This window comes from Kitasatospora sp. NPDC001683 (assembly GCF_053596495.1).
The window spans coordinates 18297-40035 of the sequence record NZ_JBSFGK010000046.1; the positions used below are offsets into that span (position 1 = coordinate 18297).

Consider the following 21739-nt stretch of genomic DNA (forward strand, 5'->3'; position numbering starts at 1 on the left):
CGCGAGCAATTCCCGCTACCAGCTGCAAACGCCTGAAAGCAGACGGTCACGCAGGTTACCGTCGGTTCTGTGTTTGCTGCAGAACGTCGCCAGTTGATCCTCGAAATGGTGCGCGCCAACGGAGCCGTCTCGCTCCGGGAGTTGGCCCGCGTCGTCCAGACCTCCGAAGTGACCGTGCGCCGCGATGTGCGGGCGCTGGAGTCAGAAGGGCTCCTCGACCGCCGGCACGGCGGCGCGGTGCTCCCCGGCGGCTTCAGCCGCGAACCCGGCTACCCGCAGAAGACCCACCTGTCCGCGGCGGAGAAGAGCGCCATCGCGGACCTCGCCGCCGGACTGGTGGAGGAGGGCGACGCGGTGGTGGTCGGCGCCGGCACCACCACCCAGGAACTGGCCCGCCGGCTGGCCCGGGTGCCCGGGCTGACCGTGGTCACCAACTCGCTGCTGGTCGCCCAGGCGCTGGCGCACGCCAACCGGGTCGAGGTGGTGATGACCGGCGGCACCCTGCGCGGCTCCAACTACGCCCTGGTGGGCAGTGGTGCCGAGCAGTCGCTGCAGGGGCTGCGGGTCACCAAGGCCTTCATCTCCGGCAGCGGGCTGACCGCCGAGCGCGGGCTGTCGACCGCGAACATGCTGTCCGCGAGCGTGGACCGGGCAATGGTGCTGGCGGCCGCCGAGGTCATCGTCCTCGCCGACCACACCAAGCTCGGCGCGGCCGGCATGTTCCAGACCGTCGCCACCGAGACCATCACCCGGCTGGTCACCGACGAGCAGGCCACCGCCGACGACGCCACCGCCCGCGAGCTGGACGCGCTCGCCGACTGCGGGGTGCAGATCGACCTGGCACCGCTCGGCGTCGCCCCCGGCGCCGACGCCCCGGTGCACGGCACCGGCAGCGGCCCGGTGCACCAGACCCAGCCCGGTCCGATGGGCCGTCGGCCGGTCCCGCCGCCCGGCGGCGCCCCGCTGCCCGGCCAGCGCCGCCCCGGCACCCACGGCGGCCCGGCCGGCCCGGGCGGGATGCCGGTCCGGCTGGCCGAGATGGGCCTGCCGCGCGGGCGCTGAGCGCCCCGTCAACGCGACCGGTCCGCACACCCCGAAGGGCGTACGGACCGGTGGACGGCTGACGGAGTCGGCGTCAGTCCTGGCTGCGGTCAGTTTCTGACGGGGGTCAGTCCTTGATCTCGCACAGCGCGGCGCCGCTGCTGACGCTCGCGCCCACCTCGGCCTTGAGGCCGACGACGGTGCCCGCCTTGTGGGCGTTCAGCGGCTGCTCCATCTTCATCGCCTCCAGGACCACGATCAGCTCGCCCTCGGCGACGACCTGGCCCTCCTCGACGGCGACCTTGACGATGGTGCCCTGCATCGGCGAGGCCAGGGTGTCACCGCTGACGGCCGAACCGGCCTTCTTGGCGCCCACCCGGCGCTTGGCCTTGGCGGCGCCGGCCGCACCGGCCGCCGGGGCCGCCGAGGCGCCCAGCGAGGACGGCAGCGAGACCTCGATCCGCTTGCCGCCGACCTCGACGACCACGGTCTCCCGGGTCTCGGCCTCCTCGGCCTCGCCGGCGGCGCCGGCGAACGCCGGGATGGTGTTGTCGAACTCGGTCTCGATCCAGCGGGTGAAGACCTTGAACGGCCCCTCGCCGCCGTGCACCTCGGGCGCGAACGCCGGGTCGGTGACGACCGCCTGGTGGAACGGGATGGCGGTGGCCATGCCCTCGACCTTGAACTCGGCCAGCGCGCGCCTGGCCCGCTCCAGGGCCTGCTTGCGGTCGCGGCCGGAGACGATCAGCTTGGCCAGCAGCGAGTCCCAGGCCGGGCCGATGACCGAGCCGGTCTCCACGCCCGAGTCCAGGCGCACGCCCGGACCGGACGGCGGGGCGAACAGCGTCACGGTGCCGGGCGCGGGCAGGAAGTTGCGGCCCGGGTCCTCGCCGTTGATGCGGAACTCGAAGGAGTGGCCGCGCACCTCGGGGTCGCCGTAGCCGAGCTCCTCGCCGTCGGCGATCCGGAACATCTCGCGGACCAGGTCGATCCCGGTGACCTCCTCGGTGACCGGGTGCTCCACCTGCAGACGGGTGTTGACCTCGAGGAAGGAGATCGTGCCGTCCAGCGCGACCAGGAACTCGCAGGTCCCGGCGCCGACGTAGCCGGCCTCCTTCAGGATGGCCTTGGAGGCGCGGTACAGCTCGGCGTTCTGGGCCTCGGTCAGGAACGGCGCGGGCGCCTCCTCGACCAGCTTCTGGTGCCGGCGCTGCAGCGAGCAGTCACGGGTGGAGACGACCACCACGTTGCCGTGCTTGTCCGCGAGGCACTGGGTCTCCACGTGCCGCGGGTTGTCCAGGTAGCGCTCGACGAAGCACTCGCCGCGACCGAAGGCGGCGACCGCCTCGCGCACGGCGGAGTCGTACAGCTCCGGGATCTCCTCCAGGGTGCGGGCGACCTTCAGGCCGCGGCCGCCGCCGCCGAAGGCCGCCTTGATGGCGACCGGCAGGCCGTGCTCGCGGGCGAACGCGACGACCTCGTCGGCACCCGAGACCGGGTCCGGGGTGCCGGCCACCAGCGGGGCGCCGGCGCGCTGGGCGACGTGACGGGCGGTGACCTTGTCACCGAGGTCGCGGATGGCCTGCGGCGGCGGGCCGATCCAGGTCAGGCCCGCGTCGATGACGGCCTGGGCGAAGTCGGCGTTCTCCGACAGGAACCCGTAGCCGGGGTGGACGGCGTCCGCGCCGGAGTCCTCGGCGGCCTTGAGGACCTTCGCGATGTCCAGGTAACTGGTGCCGGGGGTGTCACCGCCCAGCGCGTAAGCCTCGTCGGCCGCGCGGACGTGCAGCGCATCCCGGTCCGGCTCGGCGTAGACGGCGACGCTGGCGATACCGGCGTCCGAGCAGGCCCGGGCGACGCGGACGGCGATTTCCCCGCGGTTGGCGATGAGCACCTTGCGCACTGTGGCTCCCTTCTTGAACCTCGTTGAGTTTATGGATTCCTGGGCAGTACCGGCGAGTAGCCCCAGGTTGTGAACTATCCCACACGCACCGTGATGGTTTTTCCGGCCGGGGCGGCGGGGCCGACGACGACCTCGCAGGTCGCGGCCGGTGCGGCCGGGCGGGCCCGGTCGACGGTGGGTGACCGGGCGGCGGCGTGGCGGGTCGGTGGCATGGAACACACCTTCCCGCGGCCCGCTCAAGCCGAGGTGGAGCCGACCGTGCTGGAGCCGACCGGGGCGGCCGTCGGGGAGGGCCGCAGTGCCTCGGCCGTCACGTCGGCGGCGAGCTCGACCATGTCCGGCCCGTACGCCCTGGGTTTGACGACCCGCAGGACCAGCGCGAAGGTGCCGTTCCGGCCGTGCCTGCGGGCGAGTTCGCGATGGTGTGCGACCAGGTAGCGCACGCCCGCCTGGTTGGCGGTGCCGGTCTGGCCGGAGACGAGGAACACCGGACGTCCCCCGTCCGCGGTGGCGATCCGGGCCAGCAGGGTGTGCACGTGCTCCTCGTCGGCGGTGAAGTCGCGGTCGCCGACGACGATGACGTTGCTGCCCGGGTCCGCGCCCGAGGTGACCACGGCGCCCGGCAGACCCCAGGCGAGGTGGGCGGCCGTCCGCTCGTTGCTGACCGGACCACCGATGCAGAACTCGGTCTTGGCGCCGAGGCCCCGTTTCGCCGAGTCGTGCGCGACGATCTCGGCCCTGGCCCCGCACCCTTCGACCAGCCCGGCCAGCGACATCAGCGCGTAGGCGTCCCGGCGGGTGACGGTGCCGGCGTCCGAGCCGGCTCCGATGCTGCGGGGCACCACGATCAGGCACTCGCTGCCGGCCGGCAGGCCGAAGAACGCCCGCACCCGCTCCACCGTGCGCCGCCGCCGCAGGGCCTGCGCCAGCCAGCCGAGACCGGCGCTGATGGCGCTGGCCACCAGTCCGAGCAGCACGTTGAGCACGTTGTCGTTCATCGGCGCGTTCCTCCCCCGTTCGAACGCCGGTCAGCTTAGAGGCTGAACTTTCTGTTGTGGCAGGTCAGTTGGTCCACAGATCAGTGATGCGCAGGTCCAGGTCGGCGAGCAGCCGGCGCAGCAGCGGCAGGGACAGGCCGATGACGTTGCCCGGGTCGCCGTCGATGCCGTCGATGAACGGCGCCGAGCGGCCGTCCAGGGTGAACGCCCCGGCCACGTGCAGCGGTTCGCCGGAGGCGACGTACGCGGCGATCTCCGCGTCGTCCGGGACGCCGAAGCGGACGGTGGTGGAGGCGGTCGCCGAGGACTGCCGGCCGGTCGCGGTGTCGACCACGCAGTGGCCGGTGCGCAGCACTCCGGCGCGACCGCGCATGGACTGCCAGCGGGCCAGCGCCTCGGCGGCGTCGGCGGGCTTGCCGAGGGCCCGGCCGTCCAGCTCCAGCACGGAGTCGCAGCCGATCACCAGCTCGCCGCCGGTCAGTTCGGCGGCGACGGCCTTCGCCTTGGCCTCGGCCAGGACGAGGGCGAGCTCACCGGGGGTGGCGGCGCTGATCGCGTCCTCGTCGACGCCGCTGACCACCACGCGGGGGTCGAGCCCCGCCTGGCGCAGCAGCCCGAGGCGGGCGGGGGAGGCGGAGGCGAGGACGAGGGCGCGCTGGTCGGTCATGCCCACCAGAGTAGGGGGTGCCGGCATCCGCCGTTCGGGTGAACGGCTCAGGTGAAGTACCGGCTGAACATGATCAGGACGGAGCCCACCAGCACGATGGCGGCGAGCACCTTGCCGGCCCGCTGCATCCGCTCCTGCATGCGACGGGCCTCGGGCGAGGGCTCGTCCTCGGGGTCTGACCAGAGCACCCGTCCAGAGTGCGCTGCGGGCGGGCCCGGACGCCTGAGTATCCGTACTCAGGTTTCGGGCCCGGCGGGCGGCAGTGCGCGGTGGAGAACGGGCGGGCCCGCCCCGAGCCCCTTTGGCCGGCGAGTGGGCGAATGGCGGAGCAGGAAGTCGGACCGGCCGACTTCCTGCTCCGGGTCAGAACGCGGGTCAGCGCGCCCAGCCGGAGGTCCGCCAGGCGTTGACGCCCGGGCGGACGGCGGGGCGGAGCAGGCGGGAGCGGTCGTTCCAGGGGGAGGCCGGGCCGACACCGGCCAGACGCGCCGCCTCGGCGGCGGCCTGCGCGGCGGCGGCCCGGGCCTGGACCACCGCCAGGACGGTGGCGAGCTCCTCGGGGGTCGGCTGCCCGTGCAGCACGTGGATCGGGGACATGGCTGGTTCTCTCCCGAGAGGGATGGTGCCTACAGGGGGATGTTGCCGTGCTTCTTGGGCGGCAGCACCTCGCGCTTGCCGCGCAGCGCCCGCAGGCCCCGGACGATGTGCCGACGGGTCTCGCTCGGGGCGATCACCGCGTCGACGTAGCCGCGCTCGGCGGCCAGGTACGGGTTGAGCAGGGTGTCCTCGTACGAGGCGATCAGCTCGGCGCGCTTCTCCTCGCCGGTGCCGGCCGCCTCGGCCTCGGCGATCTCCCGGCGGTGCAGGATGTTGACCGCGCCCTGCGCGCCCATCACCGCGATCTGCGCGGTCGGCCAGGCCAGGTTGAGGTCGGCGCCCAGGTGCTTGGAGCCCATGACGTCGTACGCGCCGCCGAAGGCCTTGCGGGTGATCACGGTGATCAGCGGGACGGTGGCCTCGGCGTAGGCGTAGATCAGCTTGGCGCCGCGGCGGATGATGCCGTCCCACTCCTGCTCGGTGCCGGGCAGGAAGCCGGGCACGTCCACGAAGGTGAGCACCGGGATGTTGAAGGAGTCGCAGGTGCGGATGAAGCGCGCGGCCTTCTCGCTGGCGTTGATGTCCAGGCAGCCGGCCAGGTCCATCGGCTGGCTGCCGACGATGCCCACCGACTGGCCCTCGACCCGGCCGAAGCCGGTGATGATGTTGCCGGCGAACAGCGGCTGGGTCTCCAGGAACTCGCCGTCGTCGAGGACGTGCTCGATCACCTTGTGCATGTCGTACGGCTGGTTCGCCGAGTCCGGCACGAGGGTGTCGAGTTCGAGGTCCTCGTCGGTGATGTCGAGGTCGGCCTGCTCCGGGTAGGACGGCGGGTCGCTCAGGTTGTTGGAGGGCAGGTACGAGAGCAGGCTCTTGACGTACTCGATCGCCTCCTTCTCGTCCGTGGCCAGGTAGTGCGCGTTGCCGGACTTGGTGTTGTGGGTGCGGGCGCCGCCCAGCTCCTCCATGCCGACGTCCTCGCCGGTCACGGTCTTGATCACGTCCGGGCCGGTGATGAACATGTGCGAGGTCTGGTCGGCCATCACCACGAAGTCGGTGATCGCGGGGGAGTAGACCGCGCCGCCCGCGCAGGGGCCCATGATCAGCGAGATCTGCGGGATGACGCCCGAGGCGTGCACGTTGCGGCGGAAGATCTCGCCGTACAGGCCGAGCGAGACCACGCCCTCCTGGATCCGGGCGCCGCCGGAGTCGTTGATGCCGATGACCGGGCAGCCGGTCTTCAGCGCGAAGTCCATCACCTTGACGATCTTCTCGCCGAAGACCTCGCCGAGCGAGCCGCCGAAGACGGTGAAGTCCTGGGCGAAGACGGCGACCTGACGGCCGTCGATGGTGCCGTAGCCGGTCACCACGCCGTCGCCGTAGGGCCGGTTCCTCTCCTGGCCGAAGTTGGTCGAACGGTGGCGGGCGAACTCGTCGAACTCGACGAACGAGTCCTCGTCCAGCAGTTCCACGACCCGCTCACGGGCGGTCAGCTTGCCCTTGGCGTGCTGCTTCTCCACGGCCTTGGCGGAGCCGGAGTGCACCGCCTCGTCCAGCCTGCGCCGCAGGTCGGCGAGCTTGCCGGCGGTGGTGTGGGGGTCGTACGGCGCCTCGGTCATGCGGTGGCTCTCCCTGATCATCGGCCGCGACCTGTTCGGGTGCGCGCGGGCCGGAGGTCGGGGCTCGCGCAGGAGGGCAGGGCGGCGCTGCGAACTACCGCTGCGTAGCGTAGCCAGAGCCCAGGGTCATCCGTCAGTCCTGGCGTTATGGCCATCGACACAGTGTGTCAACGGGCGTTGTGCGGGACGATGGGGCGGACTAGTGCCTCTAGTGTGCTGCCATGACCGCACCCGAGACCCCCCGCCGCAGTGGACTGCGCGGCTTCGGCCGCACCGGACCGTCCCCCTGGACCGACCTGGACCGGCCGCCGCTGGACCAGGAGGTGCTGCGCCGCGACCTGGTCGTCCCCGGCGGGCTCTGGACCTCGCTGGACGTCGTCGCCGAGACCGGCTCGACCAACAGCGACCTCGCCGAGCGGGCCCGGGCCGGCGCCCCGCAGGGCACGGTGCTGGTCGCCGAGGCGCAGCGCGCCGCGCGCGGCCGGCTGGACCGGCAGTGGACCGCCCCGGCCCGTTCCGGGCTGTTCCTGTCCTTCCTGCTGCGCCCCGAGGAGGTGCCGGTCGAGCGGTACGGCTGGCTGCCGATCCTGGTCGGGGTGGCCGCGGCCAGCACCCTCCACCGGGTGGCGGGGGTCGAGGTCGGCCTGAAGTGGCCCAACGACCTGCAGGTGGAGATCGACGGCGCGGAGCGCAAGCTGGGGGGCATCCTCACCGAGCTGAGCGGCGGCGCGGTGGTGGTCGGGATGGGGCTGAACGTCTCGCTGCGCGCGGCCGAGCTGCCCGTCCCCACCGCCGGTTCGCTCGCGCTGGCCGGCGCCGGGACCACCGACCGGTCCGTCCTGCTGCGCGCCGTGCTGCGCGAGTTCGCCGGGCTGTACCGCGAATGGACGGCGGCGGCCGGGGATCCGCACGCGAGTGACCTGATGCGCGCGTACGTGGACCGCTGCAGCACGCTCGGCCGCCAGGTGAAGGTGCTCCTGCCCGGCGACCAGGAGCTGGTCGGCGAGGCGGTGGCGATCGACGGGGACGGCCGTCTGGTGGTCCGCACCGCCGACGGCGCACGCCGGGCGGTCGGCGCGGGGGACGTGGTCCACGTCCGCCCCGAGGCGCGCTGAACGGCACTCTTCACCTCTCCTTGACTCGGGCGGATGCTCCGGATCACGTGATTCCGTGCGAACATTCCACCTGGCAGCGGTGTGAGGCGCGCCACTGTCCGCCCGGGTGGCGGGCGGTGCGCCCGGACAGGTAGGACACGAGGCAAGTGCGGCGACCGCACGGGGACGGACCGGTGGCAGAGGACGGCAGCAGCGGGACGGCGGGCAGTCACGACCCCACGGTCGCGCTCGAACTGGAACGCCTGATCCTGGACGCGCCACGCCGCTACACCCCGTACCAGGCCGCGCGCGCCGCCGACGTCCCGATGGAGCTGGCCACCCGGTTCTGGCGGGCCATGGGCTTCCCCGACATCGGCCAGTCCCGGGCGCTCACCGACGGCGACGTGATCGCGCTGCGGCGCCTGGCCGGCCTGATCGAGTCCGGACTGCTCAGCGAGTCGATGGCGATCCAGGTGGCCCGCTCCACCGGTCAGACCACGGCCCGGCTGGCCGGCTGGCAGATGGACACCTTCCTGGAGAACCTCACCCAGTCCGTCGAGCCCGGGCTGACCCGCGCCGACGTGGCGTACCCGCTGGTCGAGCTGCTGCTGCCGGAGCTGGAGCAGTTCCTGGTGTACGTCTGGCGGCGCCAGCTGGCCGCCGTCACCGGCCGGGTGGTGCAGGCCGCCGAGGACAACGAGATCACCAGCGGCCGGCTCGCCGTCGGGTTCGCCGACCTGGTCGGCTTCACCCGGCTGTCGCGGCGGCTGGAGGAGGAGGAGCTCGGCGAACTGGTCGAGACCTTCGAGAACACCTGCTCCGACCTGATCGCCGGGCAGGGCGGCCGGGTCATCAAGACCCTCGGCGACGAGATCCTCTACGTCACCGAGGACCCCTCCACCGCCGCCGAGATCGCGCTCAGCCTGATCGAGGCGCTGGCCGAGGACGAGACCATCCCCGCGCTGCGGGTCGGCATGGCCTTCGGGACGGTCACCCAGCGGATGGGCGACGTCTTCGGCACCACGGTCAACCTGGCCAGCCGGCTCACCTCGATCGCGCCCAAGGACGCGGTCCTGATCGACGGGGAGTTCGCCGCGGCGCTGGAGCAGAACGGCAGCGTCGGCCCGGTCGAGGAGGGGCCCGGCCTGGCGGAGGCGCTGTCGGTGGCGGCCGGGATGCCGGCCTCCGGGCTGCCGGTGCCGGTGCCGGACGCGGGGGCGCGGTTCCACCTGCAGCCGATGTGGCGGCGGCCGGTGCGGGGGCTGGGGCTGGTGGAGCCGTGGCTGCTGTCGCGGCGGACGAAGGCGGAGTAGCCGGCGGGCCCCGGGTGCTGGGGGGCGGGGCTCCTGGGCGCTCGTGGGCTGGGTTGGGCGCTCGGTGGGCGCTCGGGCGGGTGCCGAACGGTTGAAAGCCGTACGGTCGGTTGCGGGTCCATCCGGGCAAACGGGGCATAACCGAACGAAATCGCCATAGTCTTGGTGCAAGCGGCCGGACGGGTGCGGCCGACCGGTGGGGGTCCGGCAGGACCGAGCACAGGGAGCGAGGCGAGCCGGTGAGCAGTGAGGCGACCATGACGGACCGCGGCTGCGACTGCGATGGCCCGCACCGCTGCGACCCGCTGCCCGACCTGCGGCTGCAGTCGGTGGTCGAACTCGCCCAGGACATGGCCGGGGCGCTCACCCCGCTGGAGGCCGTCCGGGCCGCCGCCGCCCGGGCCACCGAGGCGCTCGGCGCCACCATGGCCGCCGTCTCGGTCTGGGACCGCGAGTCCGGCCGGCTGCGGGTGCTGGTCAACCACGGCGAGCTCGCGCCCGGCGAGGAGGAACTGCCGGAGGACGAGTCGTACCCGGTCGCGGACTTCCCGGAGATCGTCACCTATCTGGAGGAACGCTGGACCACCGGGCGGCTGCCGCGCGCCTGGCTGCAGACCGCCGAGGACGTCGAGCCGCACGCCGGGCACACCCACCCGACCGCCGGCGCGTACTGCCGGGAACGCGCCGCCGCGCTGCGCCGGCGCGGCCGGGCCTGCTGCGTGGTCGCGCCGATCGTGCTGCACGGACAGGCCTGGGGCGAGCTCTACCTCGCCCGGTCCACCGGCATGCCCGAGTTCACCGAGGCCGACGCCGACTACGCGACCCTGCTCGCCGCCCAGGTCTCGGCCGGCCTCGCCCAGACCGAACGCCTCGCCGACCTGCGCAAACTCGCCTTCTCAGACCCGCTCACCGGCCTCGCCAACCGGCGTGCGGTCGACGCCCGGCTGGAGAGCGCGCTGGAGGCGCACAACCGGGACAACACCGTCGTCTCGCTCGTCGTCTGCGACGTCAACGGACTGAAGCGGGTCAACGACCAGCTCGGTCACGAGATGGGCGACCGACTGCTGGAACGCTTCGCCCACCAGCTGTCCCTGGCCGCCGCCAAACTCCCCGGCAGCCTCGCCGCCCGGCTCGGCGGCGACGAGTTCTGCCTGCTCGCGGAGGGCCAGAAGGCCGACGAGGTGGTCGCCGTCGCCGAGGAGCTGTGCGCGCGGGCGCTGGCGCTCTCCGAGGGCGAGGGCGTCGCCTGCGGCGTCGCCTCCACCGGCGACTCCATCGGCCCGGTCACCACCCCCGACCGGCTCTTCCGGCTCGCCGACGCCGCCCAGTACCGGGCCAAGGCCGCCCGCGCCGCCCACCCCGTGGTCGCCGGGCGCAGCCACGGCCCCGGCTTCTCGCCCGATCCCACCGTGCTGCTCGCCGACGCCGCCGACCCGCACCACCGCGCCGACGGGCGGCGCGGCCCCGGCGGCCGGGCCGGCGCGGCCGACCGGCGGCGCTTCCGCGGCGCCGCCCACAGCGCCGACCCCGGACAGCTGCTCACCGCCGTCCTCGCCGCCCTCGACCAGGCCTCCGCGGCCCGGGCCGTCCACCCGGCCGACACCCTCGGCAAGCTGGTCGTCGTCGCCGAGACCTCCGCCCGGCTGCTCGACGCCGTCGGCTGGTGGGTCTCGTACGTCCCGCCGGGCTCCCAGCTGATGCGCACCGCCCAGCACGCCGTCTACCGGATGACCAGCGGCCCCAGCAGCACCCGCGCCGAGACCCAGCGCGCCCAGATCGAGGCCCCCGACGCCGTCTTCGACCTCCGCCACTACCCGATGACCCGCCGGGCCGTCCGCGGCGGCGCCTTCGCGCTGCGCGCGGGCGCGGCGGGCAACGACCCGGCGGAGGAGGCGATGCTCGTGGTCTCCGGCTACCGCGGCATGGTCGCGGCGGGTGGCCAGAACCCGGCGGGCGGCTGGCTGGTCGAGCTCTTCGCCGATGACGCCACCCTGCCGCTCGGCCAGGCCGCCTGCGCGATGCGGGCGCTGGTGGCGGTCGCGCTGTCGGGGCCGGCTTCGCCGCCGGTGACGTGAGGCTGGTCGAGTTCTGACGTGGCCACCCTGTCCCTGGTCAGGGTGCCGGCGCGATGCGGTGATGTGCCGGTTCGGTGACCGGGGTGTCGCGGGTGGGTCGCGGTCGGGGTGCGGGGGTGCCGGGGTGGGGTGTGGGGGTGGGAAGGTGTCGGGGCTGGATCGGGGATCGGGGGGTGGCCATGGGTGGACGGCTGGTGGGCGCGGCGGTGGCCGGGGTGCTGGTGCTGGGCGGCGGGGTGGTGGCGGCCGGGCCGGCGGCGGCGGTGCCGGTGGTGCGGGTGGCGGGGCAGGCCGGGCCGGCGTCGGCGACCGGTCCGGCGGCCGTGCGGACGGCGCCGGCGCGGCAGGTGCGGGTCGGGTTGCGGGCGCACCAGATCACCGACCACGCCGCCTCGCGGCGCCGGCACAAGACCCGGCGCAGTCTGGTCGGGCGGGCGCTGGACGCGGTGTTCGGCTGGGTCGCGTTCGTCGCGCTGGTGGTCCTGCTGATCGTGGTGCTGCTGGTGTACTCGATCAGGCGGCGGAAGGGGCGTTAGCCCGCAGTCGGTTCGAGGGCGCGCAGAGTGGCGTGAAGGAGTGGCGGGCCCCGGGGTGCGGCGCGGATCGGGGCGTCGGAGAATCCGGATGGTGGGCAGCTGTTGTCATATCTCCATTCACCTGATGTGATTATGTATATGGATATGCACAGTGCTGTGGCCCCCGACGCTCCGCTGGTCCAGGTCGGCAAGGCCGACGTCAGTGCGGAGGACGTGCTGGCCGTCGCCCGGGGCAACGCCCGGGTCGAGATCGGTCCCGACGCGCTCGCCGAGATGGCGGCCGCCCGCGCGCGGATCGACGCCCTCGCGGCCGAGCCGCGTCCCGTCTACGGCGTGTCGACCGGCTTCGGCGCGCTCGCCGTCCGGCACATCAGCCCCGAGCTGCGCGCCCAGCTGCAGCGCTCGCTGGTGCGCTCGCACGCGGCCGGCATGGGCCCGGCGGTCGAGCGCGAGGTGGTCCGCGCGCTGATGTTCCTGCGGATGAAGACCCTCGCCTCCGGCCGTACCGGCGTCCGGCCGCTGGTCGCCCAGACCATGGCCGCCCTGCTCAACGCGGGCATCACCCCGGTGGTCCGCGAGTTCGGCTCGCTCGGCTGCTCCGGCGACCTCGCGCCGCTGTCGCACTGCGCGCTGGTGCTGATGGGCGAGGGCACCGCCACCGGCCCGGACGGCGTGGAGAAGCCCGTCGCCGAGCTGCTCGCCGCCGCCGGGATCGAGCCCGTCGAACTGCTGGAGAAGGAGGGCCTGGCCCTCATCAACGGCACCGACGGCATGCTCGGCATGCTGGTGATGGCCATCGCCGACCTGCAGCGGCTGTTCACCACCGCCGACATCACCGCCGCGATGACCCTGGAGGCGCTGCTCGGCACCGACAAGGTGCTCGCCCCCGAGCTGCACGCCCCGATCCGTCCGCACCCGGGCCAGGCGCTGAGCGCCGCCAACATGCTCGCCGTGCTCAAGGGCTCCGGCCTCACCGGCCACCACCAGGACGACGCGCCGCGGGTCCAGGACGCCTACTCGATCCGCTGCGCCCCGCAGGTCGCCGGCGCCGGCCGGGACACCCTGGCACACGCCCAGCTGGTCGCCTCGCGTGAGCTCGCCGCCTCGGTGGACAACCCGGTGGTGCTGCCGGACGGCCGGGTCGAGTCCAACGGCAACTTCCACGGTGCGCCGGTCGCGTACGTGCTGGACTTCCTCGCCATCGCCGCCGCCGACCTCGGCTCGATCTCCGAGCGCCGCACCGACCGGCTGCTCGACAAGGCCCGCTCGCACGGCCTGCCGGCCTTCCTGGCCGACGACCCGGGCGTGGACTCCGGTCTGATGATCGCCCAGTACACCCAGGCGGCGCTGGTCAGCGAGAACAAGCGGCTCGCCGTCCCGGCCTCGGTCGACTCGATCCCCTCCTCCGCGATGCAGGAGGACCACGTGTCGATGGGCTGGTCGGCCGCCCGCAAGCTGCGCCAGGCCGTCGAGAACCTCGGCCGCATCCTGGCCGTCGAACTGACCGCCGCGGCCCGCGCGCTGGAGATCCGTCAGCAGGCCGACGCGGCGGGCGGGCCGGCCCCGGCCACCGCGGCCGCGCTGGCCGCCGCCCGCGAGGCGGGGGTCGGCGGCGCCGGCCGGGACCGCTTCCTCTCGCCGGACCTGGAGGCCGCCGCCGCGCTGGTCGCCTCCGGGGACCTGGTGCGGGCGGTGGAGCGGGTCACCGGCCCGCTGGCCTGAGATGTCCCGGACGCGGGGCGACCGGGGCTCAGTCCCAGTCGCTCCGCGTCCGGCGCTCGGCGCGGTTCAGCCGGTTGCCCAGGGCGGCGGCGAGGTTGACCCCGACGATGCCCGCCCAGGTGACCACCAGGGCGGGGAAGCCGGCCCCGCCGGGGCTGCTGTTGATCGCGGTCAGCGGGATGCCGAGGGCCATCGAGATCACCGCCAGCCCGGTGGGGGAACGCCGGGCGCCCCACCCGCCGCGGCGGGGGCGACCCCGGTCGCGGTAGTCGGTCTCGTAGTCGTCCGGCCGCCCGGCCGCCGAACGGTCCACCCGGGCGTCCAGACGGGCGTCGAGGCGCTTCATGAAGGAGTCGACGAGCTCGTCCTCGTACTCCTTGCCGAGCTCCTTGCGGGCCTGCAGGGTGGCGTCGAGGTCGCGCCGAAGTTCGTCCTGGCGAGTGTCCATGCCAGTAGCGTGGGGCCGCCGCACGGCCCGGTCCATCCGTTCGCGGGGGGAATCCGGGCGGGCTCAGGGGGAAATCAGGGTTACCCCGAGGCCCGTGTCCGGCCACCGCCCCGGTGTCCGATCATTGGGACGTCTCATCCGGCATCCCGCCGTACGAGACGTCTTTGCCAGGCGCGGCGCGCTGCTGCACAGTCGTCGTCCGAACCGCTCGCATCCGGAGGTACCGCTGATGACCGCCATCGACGAGGCCGGCAGCGTCGGCCCCTCCGCCCGGCTGCTCCAGCTGTTCGAGGGGTACCGGCTGACGCCCACCCAGCGGCGGATCGCCCACTCGCTGGTCCGGCACGCCACCGAGGCGCCGTTCCTGTCCAGCGTCGAGGTCGCCGAACTCGCCGGGGTCAGCCAGCCCTCCGTCACCCGCTTCGCGGTCGCCCTCGGCTACGACGGCTACCCGGCGCTGCGCAAGCAGCTGCGCGAACTCGGCGCGGGCGAACCGGCCGCACCGGAGACCCCGGACGACGCGGTGCGCAACGAGCACCAGCAGGCCGTGCTGGCCGAGATCGAGCACCTGCGCCACCTCGCCGAACTGCTCGCCGACCCCGAGCCGATCATCCGGGCCGCCCGGCTGCTCGCCGCCTCCCGCCCGCTGCCGGTGCTCGGCCTGCGGGCGGCCTCCGCGCAGGCGCGCGGCTTCGCGTACTTCGCGGCCAAGGTGCACCCGGACATCCGGCTGCTGGACGAGGGCGGCAGCATGCTCGCCGACCGGCTGGAACAGGCCACCGCGGCGGGCGCCACCGCGCTGCTGTGCTTCGCCCTGCCGCGCTACCCGCGGGAGTTGATGGACGCCCTGGCGGTCGCCCGGGAGTGCGGGCTGACCGTGCTCACCGTGGCCGACAGCGCCTTCTCGCCGGTCGCCAAGCTCTCCGACCTGATGCTGCCGGCCGCCGTCGGCACCGGGCTGGTCTTCGACACCGCCTGCGCGCCGATGATGCTCGGCCGGGTGCTGCTGCAGACCATGTGCGACGAACTCCCCGGCGCGGAGGCCCGGTTGGAGGCGATCGAACACGCGGCGGCGGCGCGGGGGCTCTTCTTGGAATAGGCGCAGCCTGGAATAAGGCTGGGGGAGTACTCGTCAAGAACCCGGGCATCCCCTATGGCAGGGGGTGCCGCCCATGCGCGTGATCCACGAGATGAAGTTCGTCGCCCGCCTGGCCTCGGGTGCCGATGAATGGTCCTGCCCCGCCTGCGGACGCCGCGTCACCCTGCGGCGCCTGCCCGAACCCGAACTGACCGTCCTCGACCCGGGCGACGAGTCCGCCGTCCACGTCGGCGTCATCGAACCCGACGCCCGCGCCATCGCGGCCGCCGAGAAGTACGGCCTCGGCCCGGTCCAGAACATCCCCCGCCCGCCTTCCCCACCCGCCCCCGACGCCGCCGACCGCCGCTGGCTCGCCGAGATCGGCATCGACTGGGACGGCGGTGACGCGGCGGCGTGACTCAGCTGCGGGGGGCGTAGAGCGGAAGGCCGGAGGTGTCCAGCTCGGCGGGCAGCGGCGAGGGCAGCGGGACGGGCTCGCCGTACTTGCCGTGCAGGACGCCCTGGTACTCGCCGTCGCGGGGGTGGGTGTGGAGTGTCCAGGAACCCTCGCGGGGGTCGACCGCGAGGAGGACCGGCACGCTGGCGATCGCGTACCAGCTGGTCTTGGCCGCGATGAGGCTGACTCGCTCGGAGGTGGAGATGACCTCGACTGCGAGCTCTACATCGTGCGGGTCTGCCAGCCACTCGTCGTCGTCCTCCCAGTCGGACGGCAGGACGACCAGATCCGGTGTCGCGTAGTCCTCCGTGTTGTCCGGCATGTCGATCGACGAAACCCCGTAGGCGCCGAGACCCGTCGGGAGTCCGGCGTCGAGCTGTCGCGACAGGCGCTTGACGGTCCCCGCGTGCTTGCCGCGAGGGGTCGGGGACACCACCAGGGTTCCTCCGATGATCTGGACGCGCAGTCCCGTGCGCTGCTCGATCTCCTCCGCCACGTCCCGGAGTCTGCCGGGCCGCACGTCGATGGCCGTCATCGCGTCCTCCGCTCCTCGGTGCTGGGCCGAGTGGCTGGTGTTCGCCGGGTTCAGGCTAGTGCGCCAAGTCGGCGGGTGCCGTGGCTGATCGGATTGTTCCGGGGTCTGGTCGAAAGTTGGTTGTTTAGATATATTCAGCCGAACCGGGCTTGAATGAATCCATCCGCAGAGAGGTCGGGACATGGTGCAGCAGCAGGCGAGCGGGCCGCGTGAGGTGCGTGCGGCGCGCGGGACGGGACTCACGGCGCAGGGGTGGCAGCAGGAGGCCGCCCTGCGGATGCTGATGAACAACCTCGACCCCGAGGTGGCCGAGCACCCGTCGAAGCTGGTGGTGTACGGCGGCACCGGCAAGGCCGCCCGCGACTGGCGCTCCTTCGACGCCATGGTGAAGACGCTGCAGGGGCTGAAGCAGGACGAGACCATGCTGGTCCAGTCCGGCCGCCCGGTCGGCGTCATGCAGACCCACGAGTGGGCGCCGCGCGTGCTGATCGCCAACTCCAACCTGGTCGGCGACTGGGCCAACTGGGAGGAGTTCCGCCGGCTGGAGAGCCTCGGGCTCACCATGTACGGCCAGATGACCGCCGGCTCCTGGATCTACATCGGCACCCAGGGCATCCTCCAGGGCACCTACGAGACCTTCGCCGCCGTCGCCAACAAGCGCTTCAACGGCACGCTGGAGGGCACCATCACCCTCACCGCCGGCCTCGGCGGAATGGGCGGTGCCCAGCCGCTGGCCGTCACCATGAACGGCGGCGTGGCGATCTGCATCGACTGCGACCCGTCCCGGATCTCCCGCCGGATCGAGCACCGTTACCTGGACGTCGAGGCCAAGGACCTCAGCCACGCGCTCCAGCTGGCCGTGGAAGCCCGCGACAAGAGGCAGCCGCTCTCCATCGGCGTGCTGGGCAACGCCGCCGAGCTGGTCCCGCAGCTGCTCGCGATGGACGCGCCGATCGACATCGTCACCGACCAGACCAGCGCCCACGACCCGCTCAGCTACCTGCCGGTCGGCGTCGCCTTCGAGGACATGGCGGACTACGCGGCCGCCAAGCCCGCCGAGTTCACCGAGCGCTCGCGCGAGTCGATGGCCCGGCACGTCGAGGCGATGGTCGGCTTCCTGGACCGCGGCGCCGAGGTCTTCGACTACGGCAACTCGATCCGCGGCGAGGCCCAGCTGGCCGGCTACGACCGCGCCTTCGCCTTCCCCGGCTTCGTCCCGGCGTACATCCGCCCGCTGTTCTGCGAGGGCAAGGGCCCGTTCCGCTGGGCCGCGCTGTCCGGCGACCCGCAGGACATCCACAAGACCGACAAGGCCGTCCTCGACCTCTTCCCGGAGAACGAGTCGCTGGCCCGCTGGATCAAGATGGCCCAGGAGAAGGTGCACTTCCAGGGCCTGCCCGCGCGCATCTGCTGGCTCGGCTACGGCGAGCGCGACAAGGCCGGCGAGCGCTTCAACGACATGGTCGCCTCCGGCGAGCTGTCCGCGCCGATCGTGATCGGCCGCGACCACCTGGACTGCGGCTCGGTGGCCTCCCCGTACCGGGAGACCGAGGCGATGCTGGACGGCTCGGACGCGATCGCCGACTGGCCGCTGCTCAACGCCATGGTCAACGTGGCCTCCGGCGCCTCCTGGGTGTCCATCCACCACGGCGGCGGCGTCGGCATCGGCCGTTCGATCCACGCCGGTCAGGTCACCGTCGCCGACGGCACCGCGCTGGCCGGCGAGAAGATCCGCCGGGTGCTCACCAACGACCCGGGCATGGGCGTCATCCGGCACGTGGACGCCGGCTACGACCGCGCCACCGAGGTCGCCGCCGAGCGCGGGGTCCGTGTCCCCATGGGTGAGCTGTGAGCTTCGAAGAGATGTGGGCGGAGCTGCTCCCCGTGGGCCGCTCCGCCGCCTCCGGCGGCTACCGCCGCTTCGCCTGGAACTCCGCCGACGCCGAGTGCCGCGCCTGGTTCGAGCAGCAGGCCCGCAGCCGCGGCCTGACGTACGAGCTGGACCGCAACGGCAACCAGTGGGCCTGGCTGGGCGATCCGCATGGTCAGGGGGCGATCGTCACCGGCTCGCACCTGGACTCCGTCCCGGACGGCGGCGCCTTCGACGGCCCGCTCGGGGTGGTCTCCTCCTTCGCCGCGCTGGACGAACTGCGCGCTCGCGGGGTCGAGTTCGACAAGCCCCTGGCGATCGTCAACTTCGGCGACGAGGAGGGCGCCCGGTTCGGCGTGGCCTGCATCGGCTCCCGGCTGACCGCCGGGGTGCTCTCCCGCGAGGCCGCGTACGAGCTGCGCGACGCCGGCGGGGTGCGGCTGCCCGACGCGATGGAGAAGGCCGGCTACGACCCGACCGCGATCGGCGCGGACGACGAGCGGCTCGCCCGGATCGGCGCCTTCGTCGAACTCCACGTCGAGCAGGGCCGCCACCTCGCCGAGGGGCAACCGGTCGGCGTGGCCGGCGCGATCTGGCCGCACGGCCGCTGGCGGTTCGACTTCCACGGCGAGGCCAACCACGCCGGCACCACCCGGATCGAGGACCGCCGCGACCCGATGCTGACGTACGCCAACACGGTGCTCGCCGCCCGCAAGAAGGCGAAGCTGACCGGCGCGCTGGCCACCTTCGGCAAGGTCGCGGTCGAGCCCAACGGCACCAACGCGATCGCCTCGCTGGTGCGCGGCTGGCTCGACACCCGGGCCGCCGACGAGCGCACCCTCACCGAGCTGGTCGCCGAGATCGAGCGGGCCGCCACCGAGCGCGGCGAGCGCGACGGCGTCCGGGTCGAGCTGACCCGCGAGTCCTACACCCCGGTGGTGGACTTCGACGGCCCGCTGCGCGACCGGCTCGCCAAGCTGCTCGACGCCCCGGTGCTGCCCACCGGCGCGGGACACGACGCCGGGATCCTGGCGTCCGCCATCCCGACCGCCATGCTGTTCGTGCGCAACCCCACGGGCGTCTCGCACTCCCCGGCCGAGCACGCCGAGGAGGCCGACTGCCTGGCCGGGGTCGCCGCCCTCGCCGACGTACTGGAGGACCTGGCGTGTCAGTGACCCTTCCGGTGAGCTACTGGGCGCAGCACGCCTGGCTGCCGCACGACAACGGGCCGGTGGTCGAGCGGGACGTGCTGATCGCCACCGGCCCCGACGGCCGGATCACCGCCGTGACCCCGGACGCCGGGCCCTGCCCGCCCGGCGCCGTCCGCCTCGACGGGCTGCTGCTGCCCGGCCAGGCCAACGCCCACTCGCACGCCTTCCACCGGGCGCTGCGCGGGCACGTCCAGGTCGGCTCCGGGACCTTCTGGACCTGGCGCGACACCATGTACCGCTTCGCCGGTGCGCTCGACCCGGACAGCTACCTGGAGCTCGCCACCGCCGTCTACGCCGAGATGGCGCTCGCCGGGATCAGCGCCGTCGGAGAGTTCCACTACCTGCACCACGCGCCCGGCGGCGCCCGCTACACCGACCCGAACGCGATGGGCGAGGCGCTGATCGAGGCCGCCGCCCGGGCCGGCATCCGGATCACCCTGCTGGACACCTGCTACCTGTCCTCCGGCTTCGGCGCCGAGCCGACCCACCCGCAACTGCGGTTCAGCGACGGCGACGCCGAGGCCTGGGCGGCCCGGGCGGACGCCCTCAAGCCGCGCGAGCACGCCCGGATCGGCGCCGCCATCCACTCGGTCCGGGCCGTCCCGGCCGACCAGCTGGGCACCGTCGCGCACTGGGCGGCGATGCGCAAGGCGCCGCTGCACGTCCACCTGTCCGAGCAGACCGCCGAGAACGACGCCTGCCTCGCCGCCCACGGCGTCACCCCGACCCGGCTGCTCGCCGACCACGGCGCGCTCGGCCCGCGCACCTCGGCCGTGCACGCCACCCACCTCACCGACGAGGACGTCAAGCTCCTCGCCGACTCCTCCACCACCGTCTGCATGTGCCCCACCACCGAGCGGGACCTCGCGGACGGCATCGGCCCGGCCCGCCGGCTCGCCTCGGGCGGCAGCCCGATCACCCTGGGCAGCGACAGCCACGCGATCATCGATCCGTGGGAGGAGGCCCGGGCGCTGGAGCTGGACGAGCGGCTGCGGACCCGCACCCGCGGGCACTGGACGGCGAACGCGCTGCTGCGGGCCGGTGGCGAGGACGGGCACGCCTCGCTGGGCTGGCCCGAGGCCGGGCGGATCGAGGCCGGGGCGCTCGCCGACTTCACGGTGATCGCGCTGGACTCCGTCCGTACGGCGGGGCCGTCGCCCCGGCTCGGCGCCGAGATCGCGGTCTTCGCGGCCTCGGCGGCGGACGTCCGGCACCTGGTGGTCGGCGGACGGCACGTCGTCCGGGACGGCGTGCACCAGCTGGTGGCCGACGTGCCGGGGGCGCTGCGCTCCGCGATCGGCGCGCTGGACTACTGACCTCTCAACTCGATTCGGAAGGCGTTGTCTTGAGCACCAGGACCACCTTGATCACGGGCATCGGCAGTCTCGTCACCAACGATCCCGGACACGGCACCGGTCCGCTCGGCCTGCTGCCGGATGCGGCCGTGGTGGTCGACGGCGACACCGTCGCCTGGGTCGGCCCGGCGGCGCAGGCCCCGGCGGCGGACGAGCGCTTCGACGCCGAGGGCCGGGCGCTGCTGCCCGGCTTCGTCGACTCGCACGCCCACCTGGTGTTCGCGGGCGACCGCACCGCCGAGTTCAACGCCCGGATGTCCGGGCAGTCGTACTCGGCGGGCGGCATCCGTACGACGGTGGCGGCGACCAGGGCGGCGAGTGATGCCGAACTGGAGGCGAACGTGGCCGGGTTCGTCCGGGAGGCGCTGCGGCAGGGGACCACGACCATCGAGTGCAAGTCCGGGTACGGGCTGACGGTCGAGGACGAGGCGCGGGCGCTGCGGATCGCCGCCGGGTACACGCCGGAGACGACGTACCTGGGCGCGCACATCGTGGCCCCCGAGTACGCCGAGGACCCGGCGGGGTACGTGGAGCTGGTCACCGGCGAGATGCTGGACGCCTGTGCGCCGCACGCCCGTTGGGTGGACGTGTTCTGCGAGAAGGGCGCCTTCGACGGCGACCAGGCGCGGGCTGTCCTGACGGCGGGGATCGAGCGGGGGCTCACGCCGCGCGTGCACGCCAACCAGCTGACGTACGGGCCCGGCGTGCAGCTGGCGGTGGAGCTGGGGGCCGCCTCGGCGGACCACTGCACCCACCTGACGGACGAGGACGTGGCGGCGCTGGTCGGCTCGGGGACGGTGGCGACGCTGCTGCCCGGGGCGGAGTTCTCCACGCGGGCCGAGTACCCGAGCGGGCGGCGGCTGTTGGACGCGGGCGCGGTGGTGGCGCTCTCGACGGACTGCAACCCCGGTTCCAGCTTCACCAGTTCGATGGCGTTCTGCATCGCGGTGGCGGTGCGGGAGATGGGGATGACGCCGGACGAGGCGGTCTGGGCGGCCACGGCGGGCGGCGCGCACGCGCTGCGGCGCAGTGACGTGGGGACGGTGACGGTCGGCGCGCGGGCTGACCTGTTGCTGCTGGACGCGCCCTCGCACGTGCACCTGGCGTACCGGCCGGGCGTGCCGCTGACGGCGGCGGTCTGGCGGGCGGGGGTTCGCGAGGTCTGAGCGACGGGCACTAGACGGCCCCCGCGCCCCCGGGGTGGCGGGCGCGGGGGCTTC

Annotated in this window: 20 protein-coding genes and 1 pseudogene; 12 read left to right on the plus strand and 9 right to left on the minus strand. The window is 73.6% G+C overall.

What is annotated here, in order from left to right; all coding sequences use genetic code 11:
- Positions 1-105: 105 nt before the first annotated feature.
- Complete coding sequence (locus ACWCYO_RS23815) at positions 106-1062, plus strand: DeoR/GlpR family DNA-binding transcription regulator (protein ID WP_449785342.1); 957 nt, start codon at positions 106-108, stop codon at positions 1060-1062.
- A 106-nt stretch (positions 1063-1168) separates the two neighbouring features.
- On the opposite strand, the gene ACWCYO_RS23820 is transcribed toward ACWCYO_RS23815, so the two are convergent.
- The 7 genes from ACWCYO_RS23820 to ACWCYO_RS23850 form a co-directional block, all read right to left on the minus strand.
- On the minus strand, positions 1169-2944 hold the full coding sequence (locus tag ACWCYO_RS23820) for an acetyl/propionyl/methylcrotonyl-CoA carboxylase subunit alpha (protein WP_270146578.1): 1776 nt from the start codon (positions 2942-2944) through the stop codon (positions 1169-1171).
- Positions 2945-3018: 74 nt separating this feature from the next.
- A complete protein-coding gene (locus ACWCYO_RS23825) occupies positions 3019-3156 on the minus strand; it encodes a hypothetical protein (protein ID WP_270146579.1) in 138 nt (45 codons plus the stop codon).
- A gap of 24 nt (positions 3157-3180) precedes the next feature.
- A complete protein-coding gene (locus tag ACWCYO_RS23830) occupies positions 3181-3942 on the minus strand; it encodes a hypothetical protein (protein ID WP_270146580.1) in 762 nt (253 codons plus the stop codon).
- 64 nt (positions 3943-4006) lie between these two features.
- Complete coding sequence (locus ACWCYO_RS23835) at positions 4007-4609, minus strand: nucleoside triphosphate pyrophosphatase (protein WP_270146581.1); 603 nt, start codon at positions 4607-4609, stop codon at positions 4007-4009.
- 47 nt (positions 4610-4656) lie between these two features.
- A complete protein-coding gene (mmpB, locus tag ACWCYO_RS23840) occupies positions 4657-4797 on the minus strand; it encodes a morphogenic membrane protein MmpB (protein ID WP_270146582.1) in 141 nt (46 codons plus the stop codon).
- A 187-nt stretch (positions 4798-4984) separates the two neighbouring features.
- Entirely contained in the window at positions 4985-5206 is a 222-nt protein-coding gene (locus ACWCYO_RS23845) for an acyl-CoA carboxylase epsilon subunit (RefSeq protein WP_270146583.1), read from the minus strand.
- A 29-nt stretch (positions 5207-5235) separates the two neighbouring features.
- A complete protein-coding gene (locus tag ACWCYO_RS23850) occupies positions 5236-6825 on the minus strand; it encodes an acyl-CoA carboxylase subunit beta (RefSeq protein WP_270146584.1) in 1590 nt (529 codons plus the stop codon).
- A gap of 221 nt (positions 6826-7046) precedes the next feature.
- On the opposite strand from ACWCYO_RS23850, the gene ACWCYO_RS23855 reads away from it, so the two are divergent.
- From ACWCYO_RS23855 to hutH, 5 genes and pseudogenes are all read left to right on the plus strand, one after another.
- Positions 7047-7940, plus strand: a complete 894-nt coding sequence (locus tag ACWCYO_RS23855) for a biotin--[acetyl-CoA-carboxylase] ligase (RefSeq protein WP_270146585.1) — start codon at positions 7047-7049, stop codon at positions 7938-7940.
- A gap of 173 nt (positions 7941-8113) precedes the next feature.
- Positions 8114-9232, plus strand: a complete 1119-nt coding sequence (locus tag ACWCYO_RS23860; protein ID WP_270146586.1) for an adenylate/guanylate cyclase domain-containing protein — start codon at positions 8114-8116, stop codon at positions 9230-9232.
- Between the two features lie 350 nt (positions 9233-9582).
- Positions 9583-10716: pseudogene (locus tag ACWCYO_RS23865) on the plus strand (diguanylate cyclase domain-containing protein); the annotation flags it as partial.
- Positions 10717-11480: 764 nt separating this feature from the next.
- Entirely contained in the window at positions 11481-11843 is a 363-nt protein-coding gene (locus ACWCYO_RS23870) for a hypothetical protein (protein WP_449785326.1), read from the plus strand.
- A 138-nt stretch (positions 11844-11981) separates the two neighbouring features.
- Positions 11982-13565 carry a histidine ammonia-lyase gene (gene hutH, locus ACWCYO_RS23875; RefSeq protein ID WP_270146588.1) on the plus strand — a complete coding sequence of 528 codons (1584 nt, stop codon included), beginning with the start codon at positions 11982-11984 and terminating at the stop codon, positions 13563-13565.
- 28 nt (positions 13566-13593) lie between these two features.
- Here hutH and ACWCYO_RS23880 read toward each other — a convergent pair whose 3' ends face one another.
- Positions 13594-14013, minus strand: coding sequence for a hypothetical protein (locus ACWCYO_RS23880; RefSeq protein WP_270146589.1), 420 nt, complete (start codon positions 14011-14013; stop codon positions 13594-13596).
- 229 nt (positions 14014-14242) lie between these two features.
- On the opposite strand from ACWCYO_RS23880, the gene ACWCYO_RS23885 reads away from it, so the two are divergent.
- Together ACWCYO_RS23885 and ACWCYO_RS23890 are read left to right on the plus strand one after the other, a co-directional pair.
- Positions 14243-15112 carry a MurR/RpiR family transcriptional regulator gene (locus ACWCYO_RS23885; protein WP_270146590.1) on the plus strand — a complete coding sequence of 290 codons (870 nt, stop codon included), beginning with the start codon at positions 14243-14245 and terminating at the stop codon, positions 15110-15112.
- Between the two features lie 73 nt (positions 15113-15185).
- Positions 15186-15509: a hypothetical protein gene (locus ACWCYO_RS23890; RefSeq protein WP_270146591.1), complete on the plus strand. Its 324-nt coding sequence runs from the start codon at positions 15186-15188 to the stop codon at positions 15507-15509.
- A gap of 1 nt (position 15510) precedes the next feature.
- Here the strand turns inward: ACWCYO_RS23890 and ACWCYO_RS23895 are convergent, their stop codons facing one another.
- Positions 15511-16083 carry a Uma2 family endonuclease gene (locus ACWCYO_RS23895; RefSeq protein WP_449785327.1) on the minus strand — a complete coding sequence of 191 codons (573 nt, stop codon included), beginning with the start codon at positions 16081-16083 and terminating at the stop codon, positions 15511-15513.
- Positions 16084-16264: 181 nt separating this feature from the next.
- Here ACWCYO_RS23895 and hutU point away from each other — a divergent pair, with 181 nt between their 5' ends.
- From hutU to hutI, 4 genes are read left to right on the plus strand one after another with little or no spacing between them, the layout of a single operon-like run.
- Positions 16265-17935: a urocanate hydratase gene (hutU, locus tag ACWCYO_RS23900; RefSeq protein ID WP_270146593.1), complete on the plus strand. Its 1671-nt coding sequence runs from the start codon at positions 16265-16267 to the stop codon at positions 17933-17935.
- Between the two features lie 11 nt (positions 17936-17946).
- Positions 17947-19128, plus strand: a complete 1182-nt coding sequence (locus tag ACWCYO_RS23905) for an allantoate amidohydrolase (protein WP_449785343.1) — start codon at positions 17947-17949, stop codon at positions 19126-19128.
- On the plus strand, positions 19119-20480 hold the full coding sequence (locus ACWCYO_RS23910) for a formimidoylglutamate deiminase (protein ID WP_270146594.1): 1362 nt from the start codon (positions 19119-19121) through the stop codon (positions 20478-20480). Before ACWCYO_RS23905 ends, ACWCYO_RS23910 begins: the two co-directional genes overlap by 10 nt.
- Before the next feature lie 29 nt (positions 20481-20509).
- On the plus strand, positions 20510-21685 hold the full coding sequence (gene hutI / locus ACWCYO_RS23915) for an imidazolonepropionase (protein ID WP_449785328.1): 1176 nt from the start codon (positions 20510-20512) through the stop codon (positions 21683-21685).
- The last annotated feature ends 54 nt before the right edge of the window (positions 21686-21739 follow it).

Coding starts and splice junctions, on each gene's coding strand:
- ACWCYO_RS23815 (WP_449785342.1), top strand. CDS start 106: ATGGTGCGCGCCAACGGAGCCGTCTCGCTCCGGGAGTTGGCCCGCGTC.
- ACWCYO_RS23825 (WP_270146579.1), bottom strand. CDS start 3,156: ATGCCACCGACCCGCCACGCCGCCGCCCGGTCACCCACCGTCGACCGG.
- ACWCYO_RS23830 (WP_270146580.1), bottom strand. CDS start 3,942: ATGAACGACAACGTGCTCAACGTGCTGCTCGGACTGGTGGCCAGCGCC.
- ACWCYO_RS23835 (WP_270146581.1), bottom strand. CDS start 4,609: ATGACCGACCAGCGCGCCCTCGTCCTCGCCTCCGCCTCCCCCGCCCGC.
- ACWCYO_RS23845 (WP_270146583.1), bottom strand. CDS start 5,206: ATGTCCCCGATCCACGTGCTGCACGGGCAGCCGACCCCCGAGGAGCTC.
- ACWCYO_RS23850 (WP_270146584.1), bottom strand. CDS start 6,825: ATGACCGAGGCGCCGTACGACCCCCACACCACCGCCGGCAAGCTCGCC.
- ACWCYO_RS23855 (WP_270146585.1), top strand. CDS start 7,047: ATGACCGCACCCGAGACCCCCCGCCGCAGTGGACTGCGCGGCTTCGGC.
- hutH (WP_270146588.1), top strand. CDS start 11,982: ATGGATATGCACAGTGCTGTGGCCCCCGACGCTCCGCTGGTCCAGGTC.
- ACWCYO_RS23880 (WP_270146589.1), bottom strand. CDS start 14,013: ATGGACACTCGCCAGGACGAACTTCGGCGCGACCTCGACGCCACCCTG.
- ACWCYO_RS23885 (WP_270146590.1), top strand. CDS start 14,243: ATGACCGCCATCGACGAGGCCGGCAGCGTCGGCCCCTCCGCCCGGCTG.
- ACWCYO_RS23890 (WP_270146591.1), top strand. CDS start 15,186: ATGCGCGTGATCCACGAGATGAAGTTCGTCGCCCGCCTGGCCTCGGGT.
- ACWCYO_RS23895 (WP_449785327.1), bottom strand. CDS start 16,083: ATGACGGCCATCGACGTGCGGCCCGGCAGACTCCGGGACGTGGCGGAG.
- hutU (WP_270146593.1), top strand. CDS start 16,265: ATGGTGCAGCAGCAGGCGAGCGGGCCGCGTGAGGTGCGTGCGGCGCGC.
- ACWCYO_RS23905 (WP_449785343.1), top strand. CDS start 17,947: ATGTGGGCGGAGCTGCTCCCCGTGGGCCGCTCCGCCGCCTCCGGCGGC.